Origin of the sequence: Thermomonospora cellulosilytica (genome assembly GCF_014138835.1) — a bacterium.
In the GTDB taxonomy this organism is placed as follows: domain Bacteria; phylum Actinomycetota; class Actinomycetes; order Streptosporangiales; family Streptosporangiaceae; genus Thermomonospora; species Thermomonospora amylolytica.
In genome coordinates this window covers 5,551,117-5,571,921 of sequence record NZ_JACJII010000001.1, presented here as the reverse complement: position 1 = coordinate 5,571,921, position 20,805 = coordinate 5,551,117, and the positions used below count along the sequence as shown (strand labels likewise).

The following is a 20,805-nucleotide window of genomic DNA, read 5'->3' as shown; positions in this document are numbered from 1 at the left end:
ACGCAGCGATCCCGCTGCAGCACCTCGACAACAGCGCAGGTCATGCTGTTGCAAACCGGGCGCGACGGCTCATAGTTCGCCGCGCTGGACAGGTCGCAACCGCCCTGACGGATCGGTGCGGCGCGGGGCGGGTCCCCGTCCGTGGGGCTGCGCCGGACGCGGCACGGACGGGATCGGCGGCACCGCCAGGCGCACCGGGTCCTCGCCCAGCTCGAACTCCTCGCCGTGGTGGGCGATCCGCAGCGGCGGCCCCTGGTGCAGCTCGTACAGGGCCTTCTCGGCGGTCACCGTGACGCACAGCCGCCGCCCCCGGTACCGGATCCGGAACGACAGCCGGCTGATGCCGCCCGGCAGCCGCGGCGCGAAGCTCAGGCACCCCTGGCAGGCCCGCATCCCGCCGAACCCGGCCACCAGCGCGTTCCACGTCCCCGCCAGCGACGCCAGGTGCAGCCCGTCGCGGGTGTTGCCGGCCAGGTCGTGCAGGTCGATCAGCGCGGTCTCGCCGAGATAGTCGTGCGCCAGGTCCAGATGACCGACCTCGGCGGCGATCACCGCCTGGGTCTGCGCCGACAGCGAGGAGTCCCGCACCGTGATCGCCTCGTAGTAGGCGAAGTTGCGGCGCTTCTGCTCCTCGGTGAACGCGTCCCCCCGCAGATGCATCGCCAGCACCAGGTCGGCCTGCTTGACGACCTGCTTGCGGTACAGGTCGAAGTACGGGAAGTGCAGCAGCAGGGGGTACTGGTCCGGCCCGACCTGCGAGAAGTCCCACCGGGCGTGGTTGGTGAACTGCTCGCTCTGCGGGTGGACGCCCAGCCGCTCGTCGTAGGGGATCAGCATCGCGTCCGCCGCGTCCCGCCAGGAGGCCGCCTCCTCGGTGGTCACCCCCAGCCGGTCGGCGACCTCGGGATGCCGCATCGCCATGTCGGCGGCGGCCCGCAGGTTACGCTGCGCCATCAGGTTGGTGTAGACGTTGTTGTCGGTGAGGGCGCTGTACTCGTCCGGGCCGGTCACCCCGTCGATCCGGAAGCCGCCGTGCACGTCGTGGTGGCCCAGGCTGCGCCACAGCCGGGCGGTGGCCACCAGCAGTTCCAGGCCGATCTCCCGTTCGAACTCGGCGTCCTCGGTGGCGTCGACGTACCGGACCACCGCGTCGGCGATGTCGGCGTTGACGTGGAACGCCGCGGTGCCCGCCGGCCAGTACCCCGAGCACTCCTGCCCGCGGATCGTCCGCCAGGGGAACGCCGCCCCCTCCAGGCCCAGCGTCCGGGCCCGTTCCTCGGCCAGCGGCAGCGTCATGCGCCGCCACGCCAGCGCGTCCGCCGCCGCGGTCGGGAACGTGTAGGTCAGCACCGGCAGCACGAACGTCTCGGTGTCCCAGAACGTGTGCCCGTCGTAGCCGGGGCCGGTCAGCCCCTTGGAGGGGATCATCCGCCGCTCGGCCCGCGCCCCGGCCTGCAGGATGTGGAACAGCGCGAACCGCACCGCCTGCTGCACCTCGGGATCGCCGTCGACCTCCACGTCGGCGCCCTCCCAGAACTCGTCCAGGAACTCGCGCTGCTCCCGCAGCAGGCCCTCCCAGCCGGTCAGCCGGGCGTCCGCGAGCGCCGCCACCACCTGGTCGTGCAGCGCCGGGCGGGACCGCTGGCTGGACCAGCCGTACGCCAGGTACTTGACGATCCGCAGCCTCTGCCCCGGGTTCAGCCGGGTGGCCACGGTGACGCGGCCGACGTCGGGGAAGCTCTCGGCCTCGGTCGACAGCTTCTCCGGGCCGTGGATCTCGTGGGTCATCCCGGCCGCCATCCGCAGCCCGCTGCGGCGGGTGCGGTGCACCAGCACCACCCGGTGCCCGTTGGACACGTGCTCCTCCGACACCAGCGGATGCTCCAGCACCGCCGCCATCCGCGGGTCGTTGCCCAGGTACGGGATGGACTCGTTGGCGACCAGCTCCGACTGCACCACGATCCGCACCGGCTCGTGCACCGGCTCCACCTCGTAGCAGATCGCCGCGATCGCCCGCTGGGTGAGCGAGACCAGCCGGGTCGAGGTGACCCGCACCGTGTCGTCGGCCGGGGAACGCCACTCCACCTCGCGGGTCAGCGTCCCGGCGCGCATGTCCAGGCTGCGCACGTGCCGGTTGAGCCGGCCGTACCGCACGTCGAACGGCTCGTCGTCGACCAGCAGCCGGATGATCTTCCCGTTGGTGACGTTGATGACCGTCTGCCCGGACTCGGGGTAGCCGTAGCCGGCCTCGGCGTACGGCAGCGGGCGCAGCTCGAAGAAGGAGTTCAGATAGCTGCCCGGCATCCCGTGCGGCTCGCCCTCCTCCAGGTTGCCGCGCAGCCCGATGTGCCCGTTGGCCAGGGCGAACACCGACTCGCTCTGGGCCAGCCGGTCCAGGTGCAGGTCCTGTTCGCGTACGCACCACGGATCGACGTCGTACACGGGCCGGGGGGTCTCGGGATCGGTCATCGCACCTCCAGCAGCTCGCGGAGCTCGCCCAGGTCGTCCACCACGATGTCGGCGCCGTGCTCGCGCAGCGCCTCGCCGTGCCCGCCGCCGACCCGGTCCACCCCGACGACCAGCCCGAAGTCGCCGGCCCGGCCCGCGGCCACGCCGGCCAGGGCGTCCTCGAACACCGCCGCACGGGCCGGCTCGACGCCCAGCTCACGGGCGCCCTCCAGGAACATGTCGGGGGCGGGCTTGCCGGGCAGGTCCCGGTCGCGGGCGGTGACCCCGTCGACCCGGGCGTCGAACAGGTCGGTCAGCCCGGCGACCTGGAGCACCTGCACGGTGTTGGCGCTGGAGGACACCACCGCGGTGCGCATCCCGCGGTCCCGGACCGCCCGCAGGAACGCCACCGCGTCGGGGAAGACGGTCACGCCCTTCTCGTCGAGCAGCCGCAGCACCAGGTCGTTCTTGCGCGCCCCCAGCCCGCGCACGGTGGGCGCGTCCGGCGGGTCGTCGGGGGAGCCCTCGGGCAGTTCGATGCCGCGCGAGGCCAGGAACGAGCGGGTGCCGTCCTCGCGCTTCTTGCCGTCGACGTACCGGGGGTAGTCGGTGTCGGGATCGAACGGCACGAACGGCTCGCCCGCACGCGCGGACCGCTCGCGCAGGAACTCGTCGAACATCTGCTTCCAGGCGGCCGAGTGCACCGCCGCGGTGTCCGTCAGCACCCCGTCCATGTCGAACAGGCAGGCGCGCAGATCGCTGGGGAGCATCACCCTCCTCAAAGGGTGGCAGGGGGCCTCGTTTGTCGACCGATGCCTACCCCTTGACGCCGATGCCGAACGGGTGGGGGCCTGATCACGTAGAACGGAGGAGGTCGCTTCAACGAAGAGGGGATTGAGATGGCACAGGCGCGCATCGGCGTCACCGGCCTGGCGGTGATGGGCCGCAACCTGGCCCGCAACCTGGCCCGGCACGGCCATCCGGTGGCCGTGCACAACCGCACCGAGGCCCGGACCAAGGCGCTGGTCGAGGAGTTCGGCCACGAGGGGACGTTCGTCCCGGCGTCCACGCCCGAGGAGTTCGTGGCGGCGCTGGAACGGCCCCGCCGGCTGGTGATCATGGTCAAGGCGGGCGCTCCCACCGACGCGGTGATCGAGGAGTTCGCCCCGCTGCTGGAGCCCGGCGACATGATCGTGGACGGCGGCAACGCGCACTTCGCCGACACCCGGCGACGGGAGGCGGCGCTGCGCGAACGCGGCATCCACTTCGTCGGCACCGGCATCTCCGGCGGCGAGGAGGGCGCGCTGCACGGGCCCAGCATCATGCCGGGCGGGTCGGCCGAGTCCTACGAGGCGCTGGGCCCGCTGCTGGAGGACATCGCCGCCGAGGTCGACGGCACGCCGTGCTGCACCCACGTCGGGCCGGACGGCGCGGGCCACTTCGTCAAGATGGTCCACAACGGCATCGAGTACGCCGACATGCAATTGATCGGCGAGGCGTACGACCTGCTCAGGCACGCCGCCGGGCTGGAGCCCGCGGAGATCGCCGAGGTCTTCCGCACCTGGAACGGCGGGCGGCTGGAGTCGTACCTGATCGAGATCACCGCCGAGGTGCTCGCGCACACCGACGCCGCCACCGGCGGGCCGTTCGTGGACGTGGTGCTGGACCGGGCCGAGCAGAAGGGCACCGGCCGCTGGACGGTGCAGACCGCCCTGGACCTGGGCGTCCCGGTGAGCGGCATCGCCGAGGCGGTGTTCGCCCGGTCGGTCTCCGGCCACGGGGTGCTCCGCGAGGCCGCCCGCGGGCTGCCCGGACCGGTCCCGGCCAGGCTCCAGGACGCCGGCACGTTCGCCGACGACGTGGAGAAGGCCCTGTACGCCTCCAAGATCGTCGCCTACGCGCAGGGCTTCCACCAGATCCAGGCCGGCAGCACCGAGTACGGCTGGAACATCGACCTCGGCTCCATGGCCACCATCTGGCGCGGCGGCTGCATCATCCGCGCCCGCTTCCTGGACCGCATCCGCGCCGCCTACGACGCCGACCCCGGCACCGTCACCCTGCTCACCGACGACCACTTCGCCGAGGCCCTCGGCGACGCCCAGGACGCCTGGCGCAAGGTCGTCGCCACCGCCGCCCGCCTGGGCGTCCCCGCCCCGGGCTTCTCCACCGCCCTGGCCTACTACGACTCGCTGCGCGCCGAACGGCTCCCCGCCGCGCTCACCCAGGGGCAGCGGGACTTCTTCGGCGCCCACACCTACCGCCGGGTCGACCGCGACGGCTCGTTCCACACCCTCTGGGGAGGCGACCGCACCGAGCACCCGGCCTGACGCCGCCTTCCCGCTCCCGGCCGATACGACCGGCCCTGTCGCGTCCGTCGAGGAGTGCGCCGCGGGGCCGGCCACGGCATGGCTCACCCCGGCCGGCCCCTGCGCGCGAATCGCTCCACTCACCTCCGAAATCTTTCGAAAGAGTTAAGAGTTTTTCGGAGATCGGGTCGGGGTGTTGAGCGCCTTTAGTGAGGCTTTCGCGGGGGTGACCTCTGGAGTTGTTCTATCGATGCAGGTCGCCGTGAAGGAATCTGTTCGGCGATCTCGCTTCACTTCCGAAACGTTTCGGAAAATGTTTATTGACGTTCCTCCGCCCGGAGTCCAGACTCTCGTTCGCGGCGCCGCGCAAATCCCGCCCCTGCCCGGGCGGCCCCAGGGCCGTCCGGGCACCGGAAGAGGAGGCCGAAGTGAGCAGAGATTCCTCCGGATCCGTGCGCACGCGACCAGGACCGCTCGCCCGTGTCCGCAGGGCGTTGGGTCTGGCCGCGGCGGGCGTCGTGGCCGCGACCGGGCTCGTCGTCCTGTCCGAACCCGCCCAGGCCGCCGACACGCTGGGGGCCGCGGCGGCGGCCCGCGGCCGTTACTTCGGCGCCGCCGTCGCCGCCAACCGCCTCGGCGAGTCGCAGTACGTGACCGTGCTCAACCGCGAGTTCACCTCGGTCACGCCCGAGAACGAGATGAAGTGGGACGCCACCGAGCCCAGCCGGGGCTCGTTCTCGTTCGGCAACGCCGACCGGATCGTCAACCACGCCCGCGGCCGGGGCATGTCGATCCGCGGGCACGCTCTGGTGTGGCACTCGCAACTGCCCGGCTGGGTGAGCGGCCTGTCGGCCACCGACCTGCGCTCGGCCATGAACAACCACATCACCACGCTGATGCGGCGCTGGCAGGGCCAGATCCACTCCTGGGACGTGGTGAACGAGGCGTTCGAGGACGGCTCCAGCGGCGCCCGGCGCAACTCGGTGTTCCAGCAGCGGCTGGGCAACGGCTACATCGAGGAGGCGTTCCGCACCGCCCGCGCGGCCGACCCGAGCGCCAAGCTCTGCTACAACGACTACAACATCGAGGACGCCAACGCCGCCAAGACCCGGGCCGTCTACAACATGGTGCGGGACTTCAAGCAGCGCGGCGTGCCGATCGACTGCGTCGGCCTGCAGTCCCACTTCAACGCCCAGTCCCCGGTCCCGGCCAACTTCCAGCAGACCATCGCGCAGTTCGCCGCGCTCGGGGTCGACGTGCAGATCACCGAGCTGGACATCGAGGGCTCCGGGCAGACCCAGGCCACCAACTACCGCAACGCCGTGAACGCCTGCCTGGCCGTCTCGCGCTGCACCGGCATCACCGTCTGGGGCATCCCGGACCACTACTCGTGGCGCGCCAGCGGCACCCCGCTGCTCTTCGACGGCAGCTACAACAAGAAGCCGGCCTACTACGCGGTGCTGGAGGCCCTGAACGGTTCCAGTAACCCCGGCGATCCGGGCGACCCCGGCACCGCCTCCTGCACCGCGACCTACACCGAGACCCAGCGCTGGGGCGACCGCTTCAACGGCCAGGTGACGGTACGGGCCAACACCGCGATCAGCAGTTGGGCCGTCACCGTGACGGTGACCCCGCCGCAGCGGATCTCCACCACCTGGAACGGCAGCCCCACCTGGGACGGCAGCGGCAACGTCATGACGATGAGACCGAACGGCAACGGCGCCCTGGCCGCCGGGCAGTCCACCAGCTTCGGGTTCACGGTCATGGCGAACGGCACCTGGTCCGCCCCCCGGATCGGCGGCTGCACCGCCTCCTGACCGGACGACGCGACCGGGACGATCCGGTCGGACGACCCGGCCCGCGGCGCGGCGATCCCGGATCGCCGCGCCGCGCGGCCCGTGCCGGGCGCGGCGGTCGCAGGGAGCACGTTCGTCGCGCCCGGCGCCGGGCCACACGACCATAGACTTCATCGAGTGACCCTTATCGACCTGTTGCCGCCCCTTGACAAAGCCGATCCCGATTCCCTCTTCGAGGCGTTCGAGGAGTGGGTCTCCGAGCGCGGGATCACGCTGTATCCGGCGCAGGAGGAGGCGCTGATCGAGGTGATGTCGGGGTCGAACGTGATCCTGGCGACGCCTACGGGGTCCGGCAAGAGCCTGGTGGCGGCCGGGGCGCACTTCGCGGCGCTGGGGCGAAACGAGGTCAGCTTCTACACCGCGCCGATCAAGGCGCTGGTGTCGGAGAAGTTCTTCGACCTGTGCGCGATGTTCGGCAGCGAGAACGTCGGCATGATGACCGGGGACGCCAGCGTCAACGCCGACGCCCCGATCATCTGCTGCACCGCCGAGGTGCTGGCCGGCATCGCGCTGCGGGACGGCGCCGACGCCGACATCGGCACCGTGATCATGGACGAGTTCCACTTCTACGCCGAGCCGGAGCGCGGCTGGGCGTGGCAGGTGCCGCTGCTGGAACTGCCGCAGGCGCAGTTCCTGCTGATGTCGGCGACGCTGGGCGACGTCAGCCGGTTCGAGAAGGACCTGACCCGGCGCACCGGCCGGCCCACCGCCGTGGTCACCTCCGCCGAGCGGCCCGTCCCGCTCAAGTACGAGTACCGCCTCACCCCGCTGCACGAGACCATCGAGGACCTGCTCGGCCAGCAGAAGGCGCCGATCTACGTGGTGCACTTCACCCAGGCCGCGGCGATGGAACGGGCGCAGGCGCTGATGAGCATCAACGTCTGCACCAAGGAGGAGAAGGCGAAGATCGCCGAGATGATCGGCGGGTTCCGGTTCACCACCCGGTTCGGCCGCAACCTGTCCCGGTTCGTGCGGCACGGCATCGGCGTGCACCACGCCGGGATGCTGCCCAAGTACCGGCGGCTGGTGGAGCGCCTGGCCCAGGCCGGGCTGCTCAAGGTGATCTGCGGCACCGACACCCTCGGCGTCGGCGTGAACGTCCCCATCCGCACCGTGGTGTTCACCGCGCTGAGCAAGTACGACGGGCACCGGGTGCGGCGGCTGCGGGCCCGGGAGTTCCACCAGATCGCCGGGCGCGCCGGGCGGGCCGGGTTCGACACCATCGGATACGTGGTGGCGCAGGCCCCCGAGCACGTCATCGAGAACGAGCGGGCGCTGGCCAAGGCGGGCGACGACCCCAAGAAGCGGCGCAAGGTGGTCCGCCGCAAGGCCCCCGAGGGGTTCGTGTCCTGGGACGAGGAGACCTTCGTCAAGCTGCAGTCCGCGCCGCCGGAGCCGCTGCAGTCCAGGTTCAAGGTCACCCACGCCATGCTGCTGTCGGTGATCGCCCGGCCCGGCAACGCGTTCCAGGCGATGAAGAAGCTGCTCACCGACAACCACGAGGACCGGGCGGCGCAGCGCCGGCACATCCGCCAGGCCATCGCGATCTACCGGTCGCTGCTGGCCGGAGGGGTGGTCGAGCAGCTGACCGAGCCCGACGAGGAGGGCCGGTACGCCCGGATCACCGTCGACCTGCAGGAGGACTTCGCGCTCAACCAGCCGCTGTCGACGTTCGCGCTGGCCGCGCTGGAGATCCTGGACCCGAACTCGCCGACCTACGCGCTGGACGTGCTGTCGGTGATCGAGGCGACCCTGGACGACCCGCGGCAGATCCTCGCCGCCCAGGAGAACAAGGCCCGCGGCGAGGCGGTCGCCCAGATGAAGGCCGACGGGGTGGAGTACGAGGAGCGGATGGAGCTGCTCCAGGACGTCACCTACCCCCGGCCGCTGGAGGAGGAGCTGAACGCCGCGTACGAGATCTACCGGCGCGGCCACCCGTGGGTGAGCGACCATCCGCTGGCGCCCAAGTCGATCGTGCGGGACATGTACGAGCGGGCGATGACGTTCGTGGAGTACATCGGCTTCTACGAGCTGGCCCGCGCGGAGGGTCTGCTGCTGCGCTACCTGTCCAGCGCCTACAAGGCCCTGCAGCAGACGGTGCCGGAGTCGATGAAGACCGAGGAGCTGGTCGACCTCATCGAGTGGCTGGGCGAGCTGGTCCGCCAGGTCGACTCCAGCCTGCTGGACGAGTGGGAGCAGCTCACCAACCCCAGGGACGCCGAGGAGCCGGGCACGGTCGTGGACGCCCCGGCCGCCAGGGTCACCGCGAACACGCGGGCGTTCCGGGTGCTGGTGCGCAACGCGATGTTCCGGCGGGTGGAGCTGGCCGCCCTCGAACGGTACGACGAGCTGGGCGAGCTGGACCCGGAGTTCGGGGCGGACGCGTGGGCGGAGGCGATGGACGCCTACTACGCCGAGCACGACGAGCTGCCGACCGGCCCCGACGCCCGCGGCCCCGGGCTGCTGATGATCGAGGAGGTGCCCGAGGAGGCGCTGTGGCGGGTCCGGCAGGTGTTCGACGACCCGGCCGGCGACCGCGACTGGGGCATCACCGCCGAGGTCGACCTGACCGCCTCCGACGAGCAGGGCACCGCGGTGATCAGGGTGCTGTCGGTCGACCGGATGTGAGCGCGCCCCGACCGGCCGCCCGGTGCGGGCGGCCGGTCACGCGGGACGCGGTCAGCGGCGGCCGGCCTTCTGGACGGCCTTGGCGAGCTCGTCCTTGGTCATCTTCGAACGGCCGGAGATGTCCAGCTCCTGCGCCCGCTTGTACAGCTCCTGCTTGGTCCCGGCGGGGGCGGCCTTGCCGCCCTTGCCGCCCTTGACGGCGGAGCGCACGCCGCCGCGGGTCTTGCCGGTGGTCTTCGGGGCCTTCTTGGCGCCGAAGCCGTGCTTGGACATCTCCTGCATCCGGCGTTCCTCGAACGCCTCGCCCAGCTCGTCGAGCCGCTTCCTGCTCACCGCCTTCTTGAGGGCGGGCAGGATCTCGCCCTCCTCCTCTTCGATGTGGTGTTTGACGGCGGTGACCAGCTCCTCCAGGCACTGGTCGAAGTCGGGGCCACCCGGGTCGATGCCCTCGAGCCGGTGCAGCGTCTCCTCCGCCTCCCTGTGCTCCTCCTCGCTGTGCTCGATCTCGCCCTTCTCACCGGCCTCCTCGGCGATGGCGGGGTAGACCCGCTCCTCCTCGGCGCGGGAGTGGGCGATGAGCATGGCGCTCATCTCCTTGACCAGCTCGGGCCGCCTCCCGCGGTCGGAGGCCAGCCGGTCGAACAGCTTCTCCATGGCCCGGTGGTCCTTGGTGATCAGTGTGATGACGTCGGGCATCCGTCGCTCCTCGAACTTCGTCGGTCAGGATGTGCCGGTCCGAAGGTCCGGTCAGGGCCGGTGGCCGACCCCGGTGGTCAGTTCCCGGATCCGCATCGGGCCGCCGGTGCCGGGCGACAGCGGCGGGGTGTCCATCCCGGCGCCCTCCCGCAGCCCGCGCAGGAACTCCTCCAGCGCCTCCAGCGAGCTGTGCCGGGGCGTCCAGCCCAGCTCCCGCCGGGCCCGGCCGGTGTCCATGATCGGAATGTGCCGGGCCAGGTCGAACAGCTGCGGCGAGGCGGGCACCAGGCCCAGGCCCCAGCCGGCCGCCAGCATCGCCCGCACCCCCGCCGCCGGGACCCGCACGATGCGCGCCCCCAGCAGCGAGGCCAGCTCCCTGGCCCCCACCACCGGGTCGGCGGCGAGGTTGAACGGGCCGCGCGCGTCGCCGGTGATCGCCAGCCGGTACGCCTCCCGCACGTCGTCGGCGTGCAGCACCTGGAACCGCAGCCCCGGGAAGTCCGGGACCACCGGGATCAGGCCCGGCCGCACCAGCCGGTTCGGCACCAGCGGCCCCATGAACAGCCGCCGCTGCTGGGTCGCCGACTCGCGCTTGAAGATGAACCCCGGCCGCAGCCGCACCACCCGGCAGTCCGGGTTCACCACCTGGAAGCTGTCCAGCAGGCGTTCCACGTACGCCTTCTCCCGGCTGTAGGCGGCCATCGGCCAGCCGTGGGTCTGCCAGTGCTCGTCGACCCGGCGGTCCTTCGGCCCGGGGGAGTAGGCCCCCACCGACGAGGCGTACACCAGCGCGGGGACGCCGGCGTCGGCGACCGCGCGGAACACCCGGGCGCTGCCCAGCACGTTGTTGCGCCAGGTCACCATCGGCCGGTGGGTGGGCTGGAACAGCCACGCCAGGTGCACCGCCACGTCGGCGCCGCGCAGCAGCGGCACCAGGTCGGCGGTGGTGACGTCGGCCTGCGCCCACTCGGTCTTGCCGGCCGTCCACCCCGGCCGGCGCCGCGCCACCCCGAGGATCGAGGTCACCCGCGGGTCGGCGGCCAGCGCCTCGACCAGGCTGGTGCCGACGTTGCCGGTGGCGCCGATGACGACTACCCGCATCGGTCCCTCCTCAGCGCGTCACCCTGGCCAGCGCCCCGCTGACCAGGTCGCGGGTCCGGTCGAACACGGCGACGGCGGGCCCGGCCAGCAGGTTGCGGGTCGCGCTCTCGGTGCCCGGATGCGGGTGGGTGGGCGCGGTGGCCTCGGCGGTGCGCACCGCCGCCGCCAGCGCCCGGCGCTCGGCGGTCCCGAACTCCCGCCGCACCAGCGGGAACTCCTGCCGTTCCTCCTCGCGGGCGTGGTCGAGGACCGCCCTGCGCAGCTCCTGGATCCCGTCCAGGAACGCCGGGTCGCCGATGTCCATGCCGTCCAGCGCCGCCAGGATCTCCTTGGCCCGCCGCTCCTCGGCCAGCCGTTCGGCCACGACCCGTTCCCCGTCCGGGGCGACTCGGCGCACCAGCGGGTGCACGATCTCCTCCTCGGCCGTCTCGTGCACGGCCAGCAGCCGGACCAGCCGCCGGAAGGCGTCCCGTCGTTCGTCTCCGGTGCGGTCCTGAACCTGGAAGAACAGCTCGTGGATCTGCTCGTGCTGCCGCAGCAGCAGGTCGACCACATCGGTCTCGGCGCTCATGGTCACCCTCCTCGTCGGCGTGCGAGCGCCGTACCCGCCCATCGTCCCGGCATGCATCCCGAACCCGCACGTCACGGTCGCGGCGGGCGGCCGGGTCAGCCGGTTCCCCGGCCGTACGGGCTGAGCAGCAGGAGGGCGATGTCGTCGCTGACGGAGTCGTTCTGCAGGTTGTGCCGCAGCAGGACGTCGGCCAGCGACTCGATCGGCTGCCGCCCGGCCCGCGACAGGGTCTTGGCCAGCTCGACGATCGCGTCGTCCAGGCCGATGTCCGGCGACTCCACCAGCCCGTCGGTGTACAGCGCCAGCACCGAGCCGTCGGGGAAGGGCAGTTCCACCGTCGGGTAGTCGCCGCCCGGCTCGATGCCCAGCAGCAGGCCCGGCTCCACCGGCAGCACCTCGGTGTCCCCGTCCGGCCGGCGCAGCAGCGGCGGGGGATGCCCGGCCGAGGCCAGGCAGACCTTCCGGCTCTCCAGGTCGATCTGGGCGTACAGGCAACTGGTGAACAGGCCCGGGTTGAGGTCGGTCAGCAGCCGGTTGGTGTGGGCGAGGACCTCGCCCGGGGCGGCGCCCGCGGCGCTGTGCGCGTGCACGGCGGTGCGGACCTGCCCCATCAGCGCGGCGGCGGTGACGTTGTGGCCCTGCACGTCCCCGATCACCGCCGCCGCCGTCGCGCTGTTCAGGCGGATCAGGTCGTAGAAGTCGCCGCCGATGTCCAGGCCGCGGGTCGCGGGCCGGTAGCGGGCCGCCACCTCCAGCCCCGGCAGGCCGGGCAGTTCGGCGGGCAGCAGGCTGGCCTGCAGGCCGTGGGCGAGCTGGTGCTTGGCGTCGTAGAGCTGGGCGCGTTCCAGGGCCTGGGTGATCAGACCGGCCAGCGAGGTGAGGATGGCCCGCTCCTCCACCGGGAACGGGTGCGGCCGGTCGTAGGACAGCAGGCAGCACCCGACCGGCCGGCCCGAGGCGACCAGCGGCAGGAACGCCCACGCCGACTTGCCCGAGATCGCCGACAGCCCGGGATAGATCCGCTCCATCTCCTCGGGGGAGGTGATGAAGCTGGGGATGCCGCTGACCAGCGCGCGTTCGACCGGGGTCGGCCGGGGGTGACGGTAGAACACCGCATCGAACAGCTCGGGCATCTCCGGGCCGTACCCGCGGTGGCCGATGATCCGCAGCCTGCCGTTATCGGCCCGGAACAGCGCGAGCCCCTGCGCGTCGAAGGCCGGCATGATCTGGTCGGCGACCAGGTCCACCACGTCCTGCACCCCGACCGCCTCGGTGAGCGTGGCCGCCAGGTGCATCACCTGATAGAGCACCCCGGCCCGGATGGGGGAGGACGGCGCCGCCTCCGGCCGCCCGGTCTGGTCCTCGATGGCGCCGGTCATGTCGGTGGGCGTGATGCGGACGCTGATGCCGCTGCCGTCCGGCCACATGTCGAACGTCAGCCACTGGTCCGGCGGGCGCCGCGCGGTGAACCTGGACGGCCGCCGGCTGACCAGGGCGGACCGGTAGCGGTCCTCGTAGACCGGGTCGTACAGCCAGGGCAGCGCCTCCCACGGGAGCCGGCCCAGCAGTTCCGCGCGCGGCCTGCCCAGCAGTTCGGCGGCCCTGGTGGTGAGGAAGACGATCCGGCCCTCCAGGTCCAGCGAGCAGCATCCCTCCGGCAGCCGTTCGGTGAACTCCAGCGCCAGCACCGGCTCGCCGGGATCGGGCCTGCGGGAGGGCGGCGGTGAGATCAGCCTCGGCTCGAGGGCGGGCCGGACGGGACGGCCGCTGTCGGCGGCCTCCTGTAGGTAGCGGCCCAGCCGCCGGCAGGCGGTCTCCAGACGGCGCCGTTCCTGCCGGGACAGGTGCGGCGGGTGGAACGGCGGCAGTACCAGGACCAGCGCCCCCCAGTCGGTGTCCCCCCAGGTGATGGGGGCGGCGACCAGGGCGAACTGGTACGGCAGGATCAGCGCGGTCCGCGGGTAGCGGCGGGCCAGCTCGGTATGGCTGCGGATCCACACCAGGTGGTGCTCGCGCAGCGCGTCGGTGGCGGGCGCGGGGGCGCCGACCGGCACCCGCTTCCAGGGGGCGGCGATGTCGGGGCTGACCCCCAGCACCGTGGTCAGCCGCAGCACCTGCTTGTCCGGCTCCAGCAGGTACAGCAGGCCGATGGTGGCGCCGGCGCGCGCGATGATCCGGCCGACCATCGGGTCGAGCCACTCGGCCCCGGTCTCAACGGCCTGGGCGGCCTCGTCCCGCATGGCCTCTCGCTCCCCGGTCCGGGCCGACCACGGCGGCACCCGGGCCCGGCGGCGGGGCCTCGGTCGTCATCGTTGTCGCCACCACGAACACCTCCGCCAGCGCGGTATGCCCGGCCGGTGCGCGGCGCACACCACCGTCCGGGTCAAACCCCCAGGAAACGACGGTGCAGCTCGCGGATGGACGCGGCCAGTTCGGGCACCGGGCCGTCGACCACCGCGCCCGGCACCACCTCGCGGACCGGCAGCGGCCGGACCGGCGGGGCCGCGACGCCCCACTCGGCGAGCCAGCCCGACAACTGCTCGGAGGAACTGGCGTACACGATCCGGCCGAGCCCGACCCAGCCGTGCGCCGCCGCGCACATCGGGCAGTGCTCTCCGGAGGTGTAGACGGTCGCCGCCGCCCGTTCCCCGGGCGTCAGGGCGCTCGCCGCCCACCGCGCGATCGCGAACTCCGGATGCCGGGTGCGGTCGCCGGAGGCCACGTGGTTGTGGTCCTCGAAGAGCACGGTGCCGTCGGAGGCGACCAGGACGGATCCGAACGGCTCGTCGCCCGACTCCAGGGCCTGCCCGGCCAGTTCCACACAGCGCCGCAGATGACGCAGGTCCGTGTCGTTCACCATGGTCGCCTCCCTGTCGAGATCCGCGCGGCATCGTAGCCCGGCGCGGGCCGCCGACGCCCGATGGCGGGCCGCGCCGGAGCGCGACCCGCCACCGGGGAGGGAGGGAGCGGGGGTGTCAGCTGCCCGGGCAGGTGTGCCGGTACTCGGAGATGCCCCGGTCGTCCGGGGGCGGGCACAGGAACTGCTCGTAGCGGGTGTCGTCGTCGATGTACCGCTTCATCCAGCTGATCATGTACTTGGCCATGAGGGTGTTGGCCGTGTTGGGGAAGAAATGTGTCCCGTTGTCGATCTCCATGTACGCCTTCTCACGGGCGTTGGAGAGGCTGTTGTAGAACGGGATCGAGTGCGTGTTCACCGCGGCGATGTTGTCGCTCTCGCCGCCGATGATCAGGGTCGGGGTGCGGACCTCCGCCCAGCTCTTGTCCAGGTTCCACGGCGCCAGCGGGATCGCGGCCTTCAGCGAGGGCCGCTCGGCCGCGGCCTCCAGGGTGCCGCCACCGCCCATCGAGTGACCGGCCACCGCCAGGCGCCGCGCGTCGATCAGGGCGCGGGCGTTGCTGCGGGTGGTGGCGTAGTCCAGCGCGGCCAGCAGCTGGCGGCCGCGGCTGCCGGGCTGGTCCAGGCGGGTGATGGTGTCGATGCCGATCACCACGAAGCCCTGCGAGGCCAGCCGCTCGCCCAGCCAGGACAGGCTGGTCCAGCCGGCGGTGAAGCCGGGCGAGATGGCGATGGCGCCGTAGGTCTGGCTCCGGTCGGTCGGGTGGTAGATCGTGGCGCCGCCGAAGTCCGACACCCCCAGCGAGCCGACCCGCTCGGTGGAGACGCCGAACGGGCCGCGGGCGGCCTCGATGCTGCGTTCGGTGGGGTCGGGGCCGCGTTCGTAGGGGTTGTCGGCGGCCTGGGCGGCGGGGGCGGCGGCCAGGCCGGCCACCAGCGCCGCGGCGGCGGAGACGAGCCCGATCGACTTCTTCAGGGGCATGGTCGTCCTTTCACAGACGGACTGCGGGGGTCCGCGGCGCACCGGCGCGCCGCACGCGGGTTCCCGCCGGGGCGGTCGGGACCCGATCCGGTGGCGCCGGGGGAGTGGCACGTCCCGGCGGAACCGAACGGGCCTCAGTGTGTGAGCGCCGGATCCGCCCGCCATCGGTGAAATCACGGACCGGGTCGCTCGCCGCCGCGACCTTGTGAGGGGCGTGCGCGAAGCAAGGGCCGGGATGGGCCACGGGACAGCCGGTGACGCCTTTCCGTGGCGGTGGCGTCAACGGTGCGTGGTCGTCCCTGCGCGGTCGCGGAACGCCGGGAAGCACGGGCGGGCGGCGGATGTTCGACCGGGCATGAGCACTTCACCGTCCGCCGTGAGAGCGGAGATCCTGCGGTACGCGGCGTTCACCACCGACCCGGACGGCGGCAATCCGGCGGGGGTCGTGCTGGACGCCTCAGGGCTGGACGACGCGGCGATGCTCGCGGTCGCCGCCGAGGTGGGCTACTCCGAGACGGCCTTCCTGACGGCGCCGCCCGAGCCGGGGGAGGAGCGCGCCTGGACCGTGCGCTACTTCAGCCCCAAGGCCGAGGTGCCGTTCTGCGGGCACGCGACGATCGCGACCGCCGTCGCGCTGGCCGAACGCCTGGGGCCGGGCCCGCTGACGTTCCACACCCCGGCCGGGAGGGTGCCGGTCGAGGTCGGCGGGGACCCGGACGGCGGGCTGAGCGCGACGCTGACCAGCGTCGAGCCGTACGTGGCGGAGATCGGCGGGCCGGAGGTCGCCCGGGCCCTCGACGCGCTGCGCTGGAAGGCCGGCGACCTCGACCCCGCCCTGCCGCCCCGGATCGCGTTTGCCGGGGCCCGGCACCTGGTGCTGGCCGCCGCCACCCGCGCCCGGCTGGCCGACCTGGACTACGACTTCGACCGCCTGCTCGGCTTCATGACCGAACACGACCTGACGACGGTGCAACTGGTGTGGCGGGAGTCGGCGGACACCTTCCATGTGCGCGACCCGTTCCCGGTGGGCGGCGTCGTCGAGGACCCGGCGACCGGGGCCGCCGCCGCGGCGTTCGGCGCCTACCTGCGCGATCTCGGGCAGGTGAGTCCTGATGCGGTGCTGACCCTGCACCAGGGGGAGGACATGGGCCGCCCCGGCACGCTGCGGGTGGAACTGCGCCCCGGCGACCCCCGGATCCGGGTCTCCGGAACGGCGGTGCGCATCCGGGACTGACCGCGCCCCCACCCATCACGGCCCGTGACCAAAGGCCGATGTGCGCGCGCACATCGGCCTTTGGGCCGCGGCCTCGGGCGCCGCGGCGCCGGTCACCGGCCGGGCTGCTGAGGCGAGGTCATCCGGAGGATCATGGTGTGCAGGAACCGGCGGAACGCCTCCAGGTCCTGGGGCGGGACGCCCGATCGGCGGCCCTCGTGACGCATCGGATCGGCGGTCTGCATGCCGCCGGTGAGGTAGCCGTACACGCACCAGACGACGCTCCAGACCAGGAAGTCGGCGGGGACGTCCTCGGGGATCAAGGGGGCGACCAGCTCGCTCACCGCGAGCGCCAGCGGACGGCTGTACAGCTGCTCCAGTCCCGGGACGTCGGCGGCGTCCCCCATCCACCGGTGCTGCCACAGGGCGAGCACGTGCGGGTTGTCCACGCAGAAGTCCAGGTAGGCGTCCAGGAGGCCGGACAGGCCCGCGCGGGTTCCGTCGAACCGGGCCAGGGCGGCCTCCATGGCCTCCCGCTCGGCGTTGTGGGCCCGCATCATCACCGTCCGGTAGAGCTGCGGCCGGTCGCCCGCCTCGGCGACGAGAGTGGCCACGTCGACCCCGGCCGCGTCGGCGATGAGCCGCGCCGAGGTCCCGTCGTAGCCCAGCTCGGCGAACAGCCGGGTGGCGGTTCCGATCAGCCGTTCCACCTCGGAATCAGTAGCCATGCAGTCACTTTAAGTGATTGCGAGGATGCGCCCCTCGGCCGGACGGGGCGCTGGAGCAGGGTGTTCGGAACGGCGGTGCGGATCCGGGCCTGGACCGTGGCCGCGTTGGGACGCGAAGATCGCGGGTACGCCCTCTGCCGACCCGTCCCCTCGGGGTCGCCCCGCCGCCCCGCGGCCGGTGCCCCGGAAGGAGTCGACCATGCTGTCCAGGACACTGCTCGGCGTCGTCAAGACCCTGCTCGCACTGATCACCTCGCTGGTCCCGGCGTCGGTGCCGGCCGTCGCCGTGGTGGCGGCGGTGGGCTCCGTCGCCGCCGTCACCGCCGGCTGCGCCACCGACGACGGTGACGACGACGACGGCGGCGATGACGGCGACGACAACGGCGGCGGCGACGACTGACGCCGTAACCGCTCCGGGCCGCTCGGACGCGCCGCCGCCTGCGGTGGGACAATTCCGTCATGGCAGGCGGCGCGCGCGAACCCGGACGGTCGGTGACCTCGAAGGTCCTGGCCGTGCTGGGGGCGTTCGACGCGGCGCATCCCCGGCTCACCCTCACCGACCTGGCCCGCCGCAGCGGGCTTCCGCTGTCGACCGCGCACCGGCTGGTGGCGGAGCTGGTGGACGCCCAGGTGCTGTCCCGCGCCCCCGACGGCCGGCTGCGGGTCGGGATGCGGCTGTGGGAGCTGGGCCAGCTCGCCACCGGCCGGCTGCACGAGGCGGCCCGTCCCTGGCTGCAGGAGCTGTTCACCGCCACCGGCGAGAACGTCCACGTCGCCGTCCGCGACGGGCTCGAGGTGCTGTACGTGGACAAGGTGTACGGCCGCCGGGCGGTCCCGATCGTCTCCCGGACCGGCGGCCGGCTGCCGATGCACCCGACCGGGGTCGGCAAGGTCCTGCTCGCCCACGAGCCGGACTGGTTCGTCACCGCCTACCTGGCCCGCGAACTGGAACGCCCCACCCCCTACACGATCACCGAGCCGGGCCGGCTGGCCCGCGAGCTGGACGCCGTCCGTGACCGCGGGTACGCGCTGACCCACGAGGAGATGACGCTCGGCTCCTGCTCGGCGGCGGTCCCGGTCACCGTCGACGGCCGGGTGGTGGCCGCCCTGGGCATCGTGCTGTCCTCCCGGCGCTCCCGGGAGCTGCCCCGGCTGATCGAGCCGCTGCGGACCACCGCCGCGGCCATCGCCCGCGGCTGCGCCAGCCTCCCGGTCTCCTGACCCCCGGCCGCGCCCCGGCGCCGCGGAACGCGTTCACCCGGGCGTCCTACGACGTGCCTTCGGGCGAACACGGGCGGCGGACCAGGTAGGCCGCCGCGCCGACCGCCAGCACCGCCGTCCCCGCGGCCACCGAGCCGGTCGGCAGGGTGAACGCCAGCAGCAGGCACCCGGCCAGCCCCACCGCCGGGATCGCCCGCGGCGGCCGGCCCTCCCGGGAGGCGAGGGTCCAGGCCGAGGCGTTGGCGATCGCGTAGTACACCAGCACCCCGAACGAGGAGAACCCGATCGCGCCGCGCAGGTCGGCGGTCGCCGCCAGCACCGCCACCACCGCCCCGACCGCCAGTTCGGCCCGGTGCGGCACCCCGAAACGGGGGTGGACCGCCGCCAGCGGCCGGGGCAGGTGACCGTCCCGCGCCATCGCCAGGGTCGTCCGGGACACCCCGAGCAGCAGCGCCAGCAGCGACCCCAGCGCGGCGACCGCGGCCCCGGCCCGGACCACCGGCTCCAGCGCCGGGACCCCCGCGGCCCCGACCGCGTCCGCCAGCGGCGCGGCCGACTCCGCCAGCCCCCGCGGCCCCAGCACCGCCAGCACGGCCGTGCCGACCGCCGCGTACACCACCAGCACCAGGCCCAGCGCGATCGGGACGGCGCGCGGGATCGTCCGTTCCGGGTCGCGGACCTCCTCGCCCAGCGTGGCGATCCGCGCGTACCCGGCGAACGCGAAGAACAGCAGCCCGCCCGCCTGCAGCACGCCCCAGCCGTCCGGCCCGGCCTCGGGCAGCGCCCGCGAGACGTCGGCCCGCCCCGAGGTCGCGCAGGCCACGACCACCGCCGCCAGCACCGCCAGTACGACGGCGACGATCACCCTGGTCAGCCGGGCGGTCTTCTGGACGCCGGTGTAGTCCACCGCGGTCAGCGCCACCACCGCGGCCACCGCGACCGCGTGCTCGTGGCCCGGCCACACGTAGGCGCCCACCGTCAGGGCCATCGCCGCGCACGAGGCGGTCTTGCCCACCACGAAGCCCCACCCGGCCAGGTAGCCCCAGAACGGGCCGAGCCGCTCCCGCCCGTACACGTAGGTGCCGCCCGACGCCGGATGGCGGGCGGCCAGCCGGGCCGAGGAGGTGGCGTTGCAGTACGCCACGACCGCCGCGATCGCCAGCGCGACCAGAAACCCGGACCCGGCGGCCCGCGCCGCGGGGGCCGGCGCGGCGAACACCCCCGCACCGATCATCGAGCCCAGGCCGATCACCACCGCGTCGGTCAGGCCGAGACGCCGCCGCAACCCCGGCCCGCCGGCCGCCGGTCGTCCCATCCGCACCACTCCCTCCGCGTCCTTCCTACACTGGGCGTCGATTCATGCAGGTGTACGGCGGATGAACCCGCCGGTGGGGGAGATGTCCGTGTCCGACGGCGGCACCGCGCGGACGGTGGCGGCGGTCTCGGCGGGCGGCATGCTGGGATCGCTGGCCCGGTACGGCGTCGCCGAGGCGTTCCCGCACGCCCCCGGCGGCTTCGGCTGGGCGATGTTCGCCGTCAACGTGTCGGGGTGCCTGCTGATCGGCGTGCTCATGGCGGTGATCACCGGCAGGCCGCGGGTGCATCCGCTGACCCGCCCGTTCCTGGGGGTCGGGGTGCTGGGCGGCTTCACGTCGTTCTCCGCCTACGCGCTGGACGTCCAGCGGGCGTTCCAGGCGGGGGCGCCCGGGGTCGCGGTGGCGTACCTGGTCGCGACCGTGGTCTGCGCGCTGGCGGCGGTGTACGCGGGACTGCGGGTGACGCGCCCGCTGGTCCGCCGGGGCGGACGCCCATGACCGCCGTTCTGGTCCTCCTCGGGGCGGCGGTGGGCGCGCCGCTGCGCTACCTGGCCGACCAGTGGGCGCGGTCCCGTTTCGGCGGCGGGTTCCCGTGGGGCACGCTCGGGGTGAACGTGCTCGGCTCCGGGCTGCTGGGCCTGCTCGCCGCCCTGCCCGCGGGCCCCGGCCTGATGGCGTTCGCCGGCACCGGCCTGTGCGGGGCGCTGACCACCTACTCGACGTTCGGGTACGAGACGCTGCGGCTGCTGGAGGACGGCGCCCGGTGGCACGCGCTGACCAACGTCGCCGCCTCGGTCACCGCGGCCCTGGCCGCGGCCGCCGCCGGAGCCGCCGCCGCCCACTTCGTCGAAGTCCTGCTCTAGCCGGATCCGCGGCTTTCGA

18 protein-coding genes are annotated in these 20,805 nt (G+C 73.2%); 8 read left to right on the top strand and 10 right to left on the bottom strand.

Annotated features, from left to right (window positions below; all coding sequences use genetic code 11):
* Nucleotides 1-69: 69 nt before the first annotated feature.
* Both HNR21_RS26270 and HNR21_RS26265 read right to left on the bottom strand, forming a co-directional pair.
* A complete protein-coding gene (locus HNR21_RS26270; RefSeq protein ID WP_182707320.1) occupies nucleotides 70-2,469 on the bottom strand; it encodes a glycoside hydrolase family 65 protein in 2,400 nt (799 codons plus the stop codon).
* Nucleotides 2,466-3,218, bottom strand: coding sequence for a beta-phosphoglucomutase family hydrolase (locus HNR21_RS26265; RefSeq protein WP_182707319.1), 753 nt, complete (start codon nucleotides 3,216-3,218; stop codon nucleotides 2,466-2,468). Before HNR21_RS26265 ends, HNR21_RS26270 begins: the two co-directional genes overlap by 4 nt.
* A gap of 129 nt (nucleotides 3,219-3,347) precedes the next feature.
* On the opposite strand from HNR21_RS26265, the gene gnd reads away from it, so the two are divergent.
* The 3 genes from gnd (at nucleotide 3,348) to HNR21_RS26250 (ending at nucleotide 9,238) form a co-directional block, all read left to right on the top strand.
* Nucleotides 3,348-4,775, top strand: a complete 1,428-nt coding sequence (gnd, locus tag HNR21_RS26260) for an NADP-dependent phosphogluconate dehydrogenase (RefSeq protein ID WP_182707318.1) — start codon at nucleotides 3,348-3,350, stop codon at nucleotides 4,773-4,775.
* A gap of 407 nt (nucleotides 4,776-5,182) precedes the next feature.
* A complete protein-coding gene (locus HNR21_RS26255; protein ID WP_312881285.1) occupies nucleotides 5,183-6,571 on the top strand; it encodes a glycoside hydrolase family 10 protein in 1,389 nt (462 codons plus the stop codon).
* A 156-nt stretch (nucleotides 6,572-6,727) separates the two neighbouring features.
* Complete coding sequence (locus HNR21_RS26250) at nucleotides 6,728-9,238, top strand: DEAD/DEAH box helicase (RefSeq protein WP_182707317.1); 2,511 nt, start codon at nucleotides 6,728-6,730, stop codon at nucleotides 9,236-9,238.
* A 51-nt stretch (nucleotides 9,239-9,289) separates the two neighbouring features.
* On the opposite strand, the gene HNR21_RS26245 is transcribed toward HNR21_RS26250, so the two are convergent.
* From HNR21_RS26245 to HNR21_RS26220, 6 genes are all read right to left on the bottom strand, one after another.
* A complete protein-coding gene (locus HNR21_RS26245; protein WP_182707316.1) occupies nucleotides 9,290-9,934 on the bottom strand; it encodes a hemerythrin domain-containing protein in 645 nt (214 codons plus the stop codon).
* A gap of 51 nt (nucleotides 9,935-9,985) precedes the next feature.
* Complete coding sequence (locus HNR21_RS26240; RefSeq protein ID WP_182707315.1) at nucleotides 9,986-11,035, bottom strand: NAD-dependent epimerase/dehydratase family protein; 1,050 nt, start codon at nucleotides 11,033-11,035, stop codon at nucleotides 9,986-9,988.
* A 10-nt stretch (nucleotides 11,036-11,045) separates the two neighbouring features.
* Nucleotides 11,046-11,606 carry a hemerythrin domain-containing protein gene (locus tag HNR21_RS26235; RefSeq protein ID WP_182707314.1) on the bottom strand — a complete coding sequence of 187 codons (561 nt, stop codon included), beginning with the start codon at nucleotides 11,604-11,606 and terminating at the stop codon, nucleotides 11,046-11,048.
* Nucleotides 11,607-11,701: 95 nt separating this feature from the next.
* Entirely contained in the window at nucleotides 11,702-13,846 is a 2,145-nt protein-coding gene (locus HNR21_RS26230; protein ID WP_182707313.1) for a SpoIIE family protein phosphatase, read from the bottom strand.
* A 143-nt stretch (nucleotides 13,847-13,989) separates the two neighbouring features.
* Nucleotides 13,990-14,466, bottom strand: coding sequence for a nucleoside deaminase (locus tag HNR21_RS26225; protein ID WP_119729923.1), 477 nt, complete (start codon nucleotides 14,464-14,466; stop codon nucleotides 13,990-13,992).
* A 115-nt stretch (nucleotides 14,467-14,581) separates the two neighbouring features.
* Entirely contained in the window at nucleotides 14,582-15,445 is an 864-nt protein-coding gene (locus HNR21_RS26220) for an alpha/beta hydrolase family protein (protein WP_182707312.1), read from the bottom strand.
* A 376-nt stretch (nucleotides 15,446-15,821) separates the two neighbouring features.
* Here HNR21_RS26220 and HNR21_RS26215 point away from each other — a divergent pair, with 376 nt between their 5' ends.
* Nucleotides 15,822-16,679: a PhzF family protein gene (locus HNR21_RS26215; protein ID WP_312881284.1), complete on the top strand. Its 858-nt coding sequence runs from the start codon at nucleotides 15,822-15,824 to the stop codon at nucleotides 16,677-16,679.
* Nucleotides 16,680-16,771: 92 nt separating this feature from the next.
* Here the strand turns inward: HNR21_RS26215 and HNR21_RS26210 are convergent, their stop codons facing one another.
* The gene (locus tag HNR21_RS26210; RefSeq protein ID WP_182707310.1) at nucleotides 16,772-17,386 is read right to left on the bottom strand and encodes a TetR/AcrR family transcriptional regulator; all 615 of its coding nucleotides are present in this window, start codon (nucleotides 17,384-17,386) and stop codon (nucleotides 16,772-16,774) included.
* A gap of 199 nt (nucleotides 17,387-17,585) precedes the next feature.
* Here HNR21_RS26210 and HNR21_RS26205 point away from each other — a divergent pair, with 199 nt between their 5' ends.
* Together HNR21_RS26205 and HNR21_RS26200 are read left to right on the top strand one after the other, a co-directional pair.
* On the top strand, nucleotides 17,586-17,786 hold the full coding sequence (locus tag HNR21_RS26205) for a DNA primase (RefSeq protein ID WP_182707309.1): 201 nt from the start codon (nucleotides 17,586-17,588) through the stop codon (nucleotides 17,784-17,786).
* Between the two features lie 59 nt (nucleotides 17,787-17,845).
* The gene (locus HNR21_RS26200) at nucleotides 17,846-18,607 is read left to right on the top strand and encodes an IclR family transcriptional regulator (protein ID WP_119729927.1); all 762 of its coding nucleotides are present in this window, start codon (nucleotides 17,846-17,848) and stop codon (nucleotides 18,605-18,607) included.
* A gap of 46 nt (nucleotides 18,608-18,653) precedes the next feature.
* Here the strand turns inward: HNR21_RS26200 and HNR21_RS26195 are convergent, their stop codons facing one another.
* Nucleotides 18,654-19,922, bottom strand: a complete 1,269-nt coding sequence (locus HNR21_RS26195) for an APC family permease (protein WP_182707308.1) — start codon at nucleotides 19,920-19,922, stop codon at nucleotides 18,654-18,656.
* Between the two features lie 61 nt (nucleotides 19,923-19,983).
* Here HNR21_RS26195 and HNR21_RS26190 point away from each other — a divergent pair, with 61 nt between their 5' ends.
* Together HNR21_RS26190 and HNR21_RS26185 are read left to right on the top strand one after the other, a co-directional pair.
* Nucleotides 19,984-20,421 carry a fluoride efflux transporter FluC gene (locus tag HNR21_RS26190; RefSeq protein ID WP_182707307.1) on the top strand — a complete coding sequence of 146 codons (438 nt, stop codon included), beginning with the start codon at nucleotides 19,984-19,986 and terminating at the stop codon, nucleotides 20,419-20,421.
* On the top strand, nucleotides 20,418-20,786 hold the full coding sequence (locus tag HNR21_RS26185) for a fluoride efflux transporter FluC (RefSeq protein WP_182707306.1): 369 nt from the start codon (nucleotides 20,418-20,420) through the stop codon (nucleotides 20,784-20,786). The genes HNR21_RS26190 and HNR21_RS26185 overlap by 4 nt, the downstream gene beginning before the upstream one ends.
* The last annotated feature ends 19 nt before the right edge of the window (nucleotides 20,787-20,805 follow it).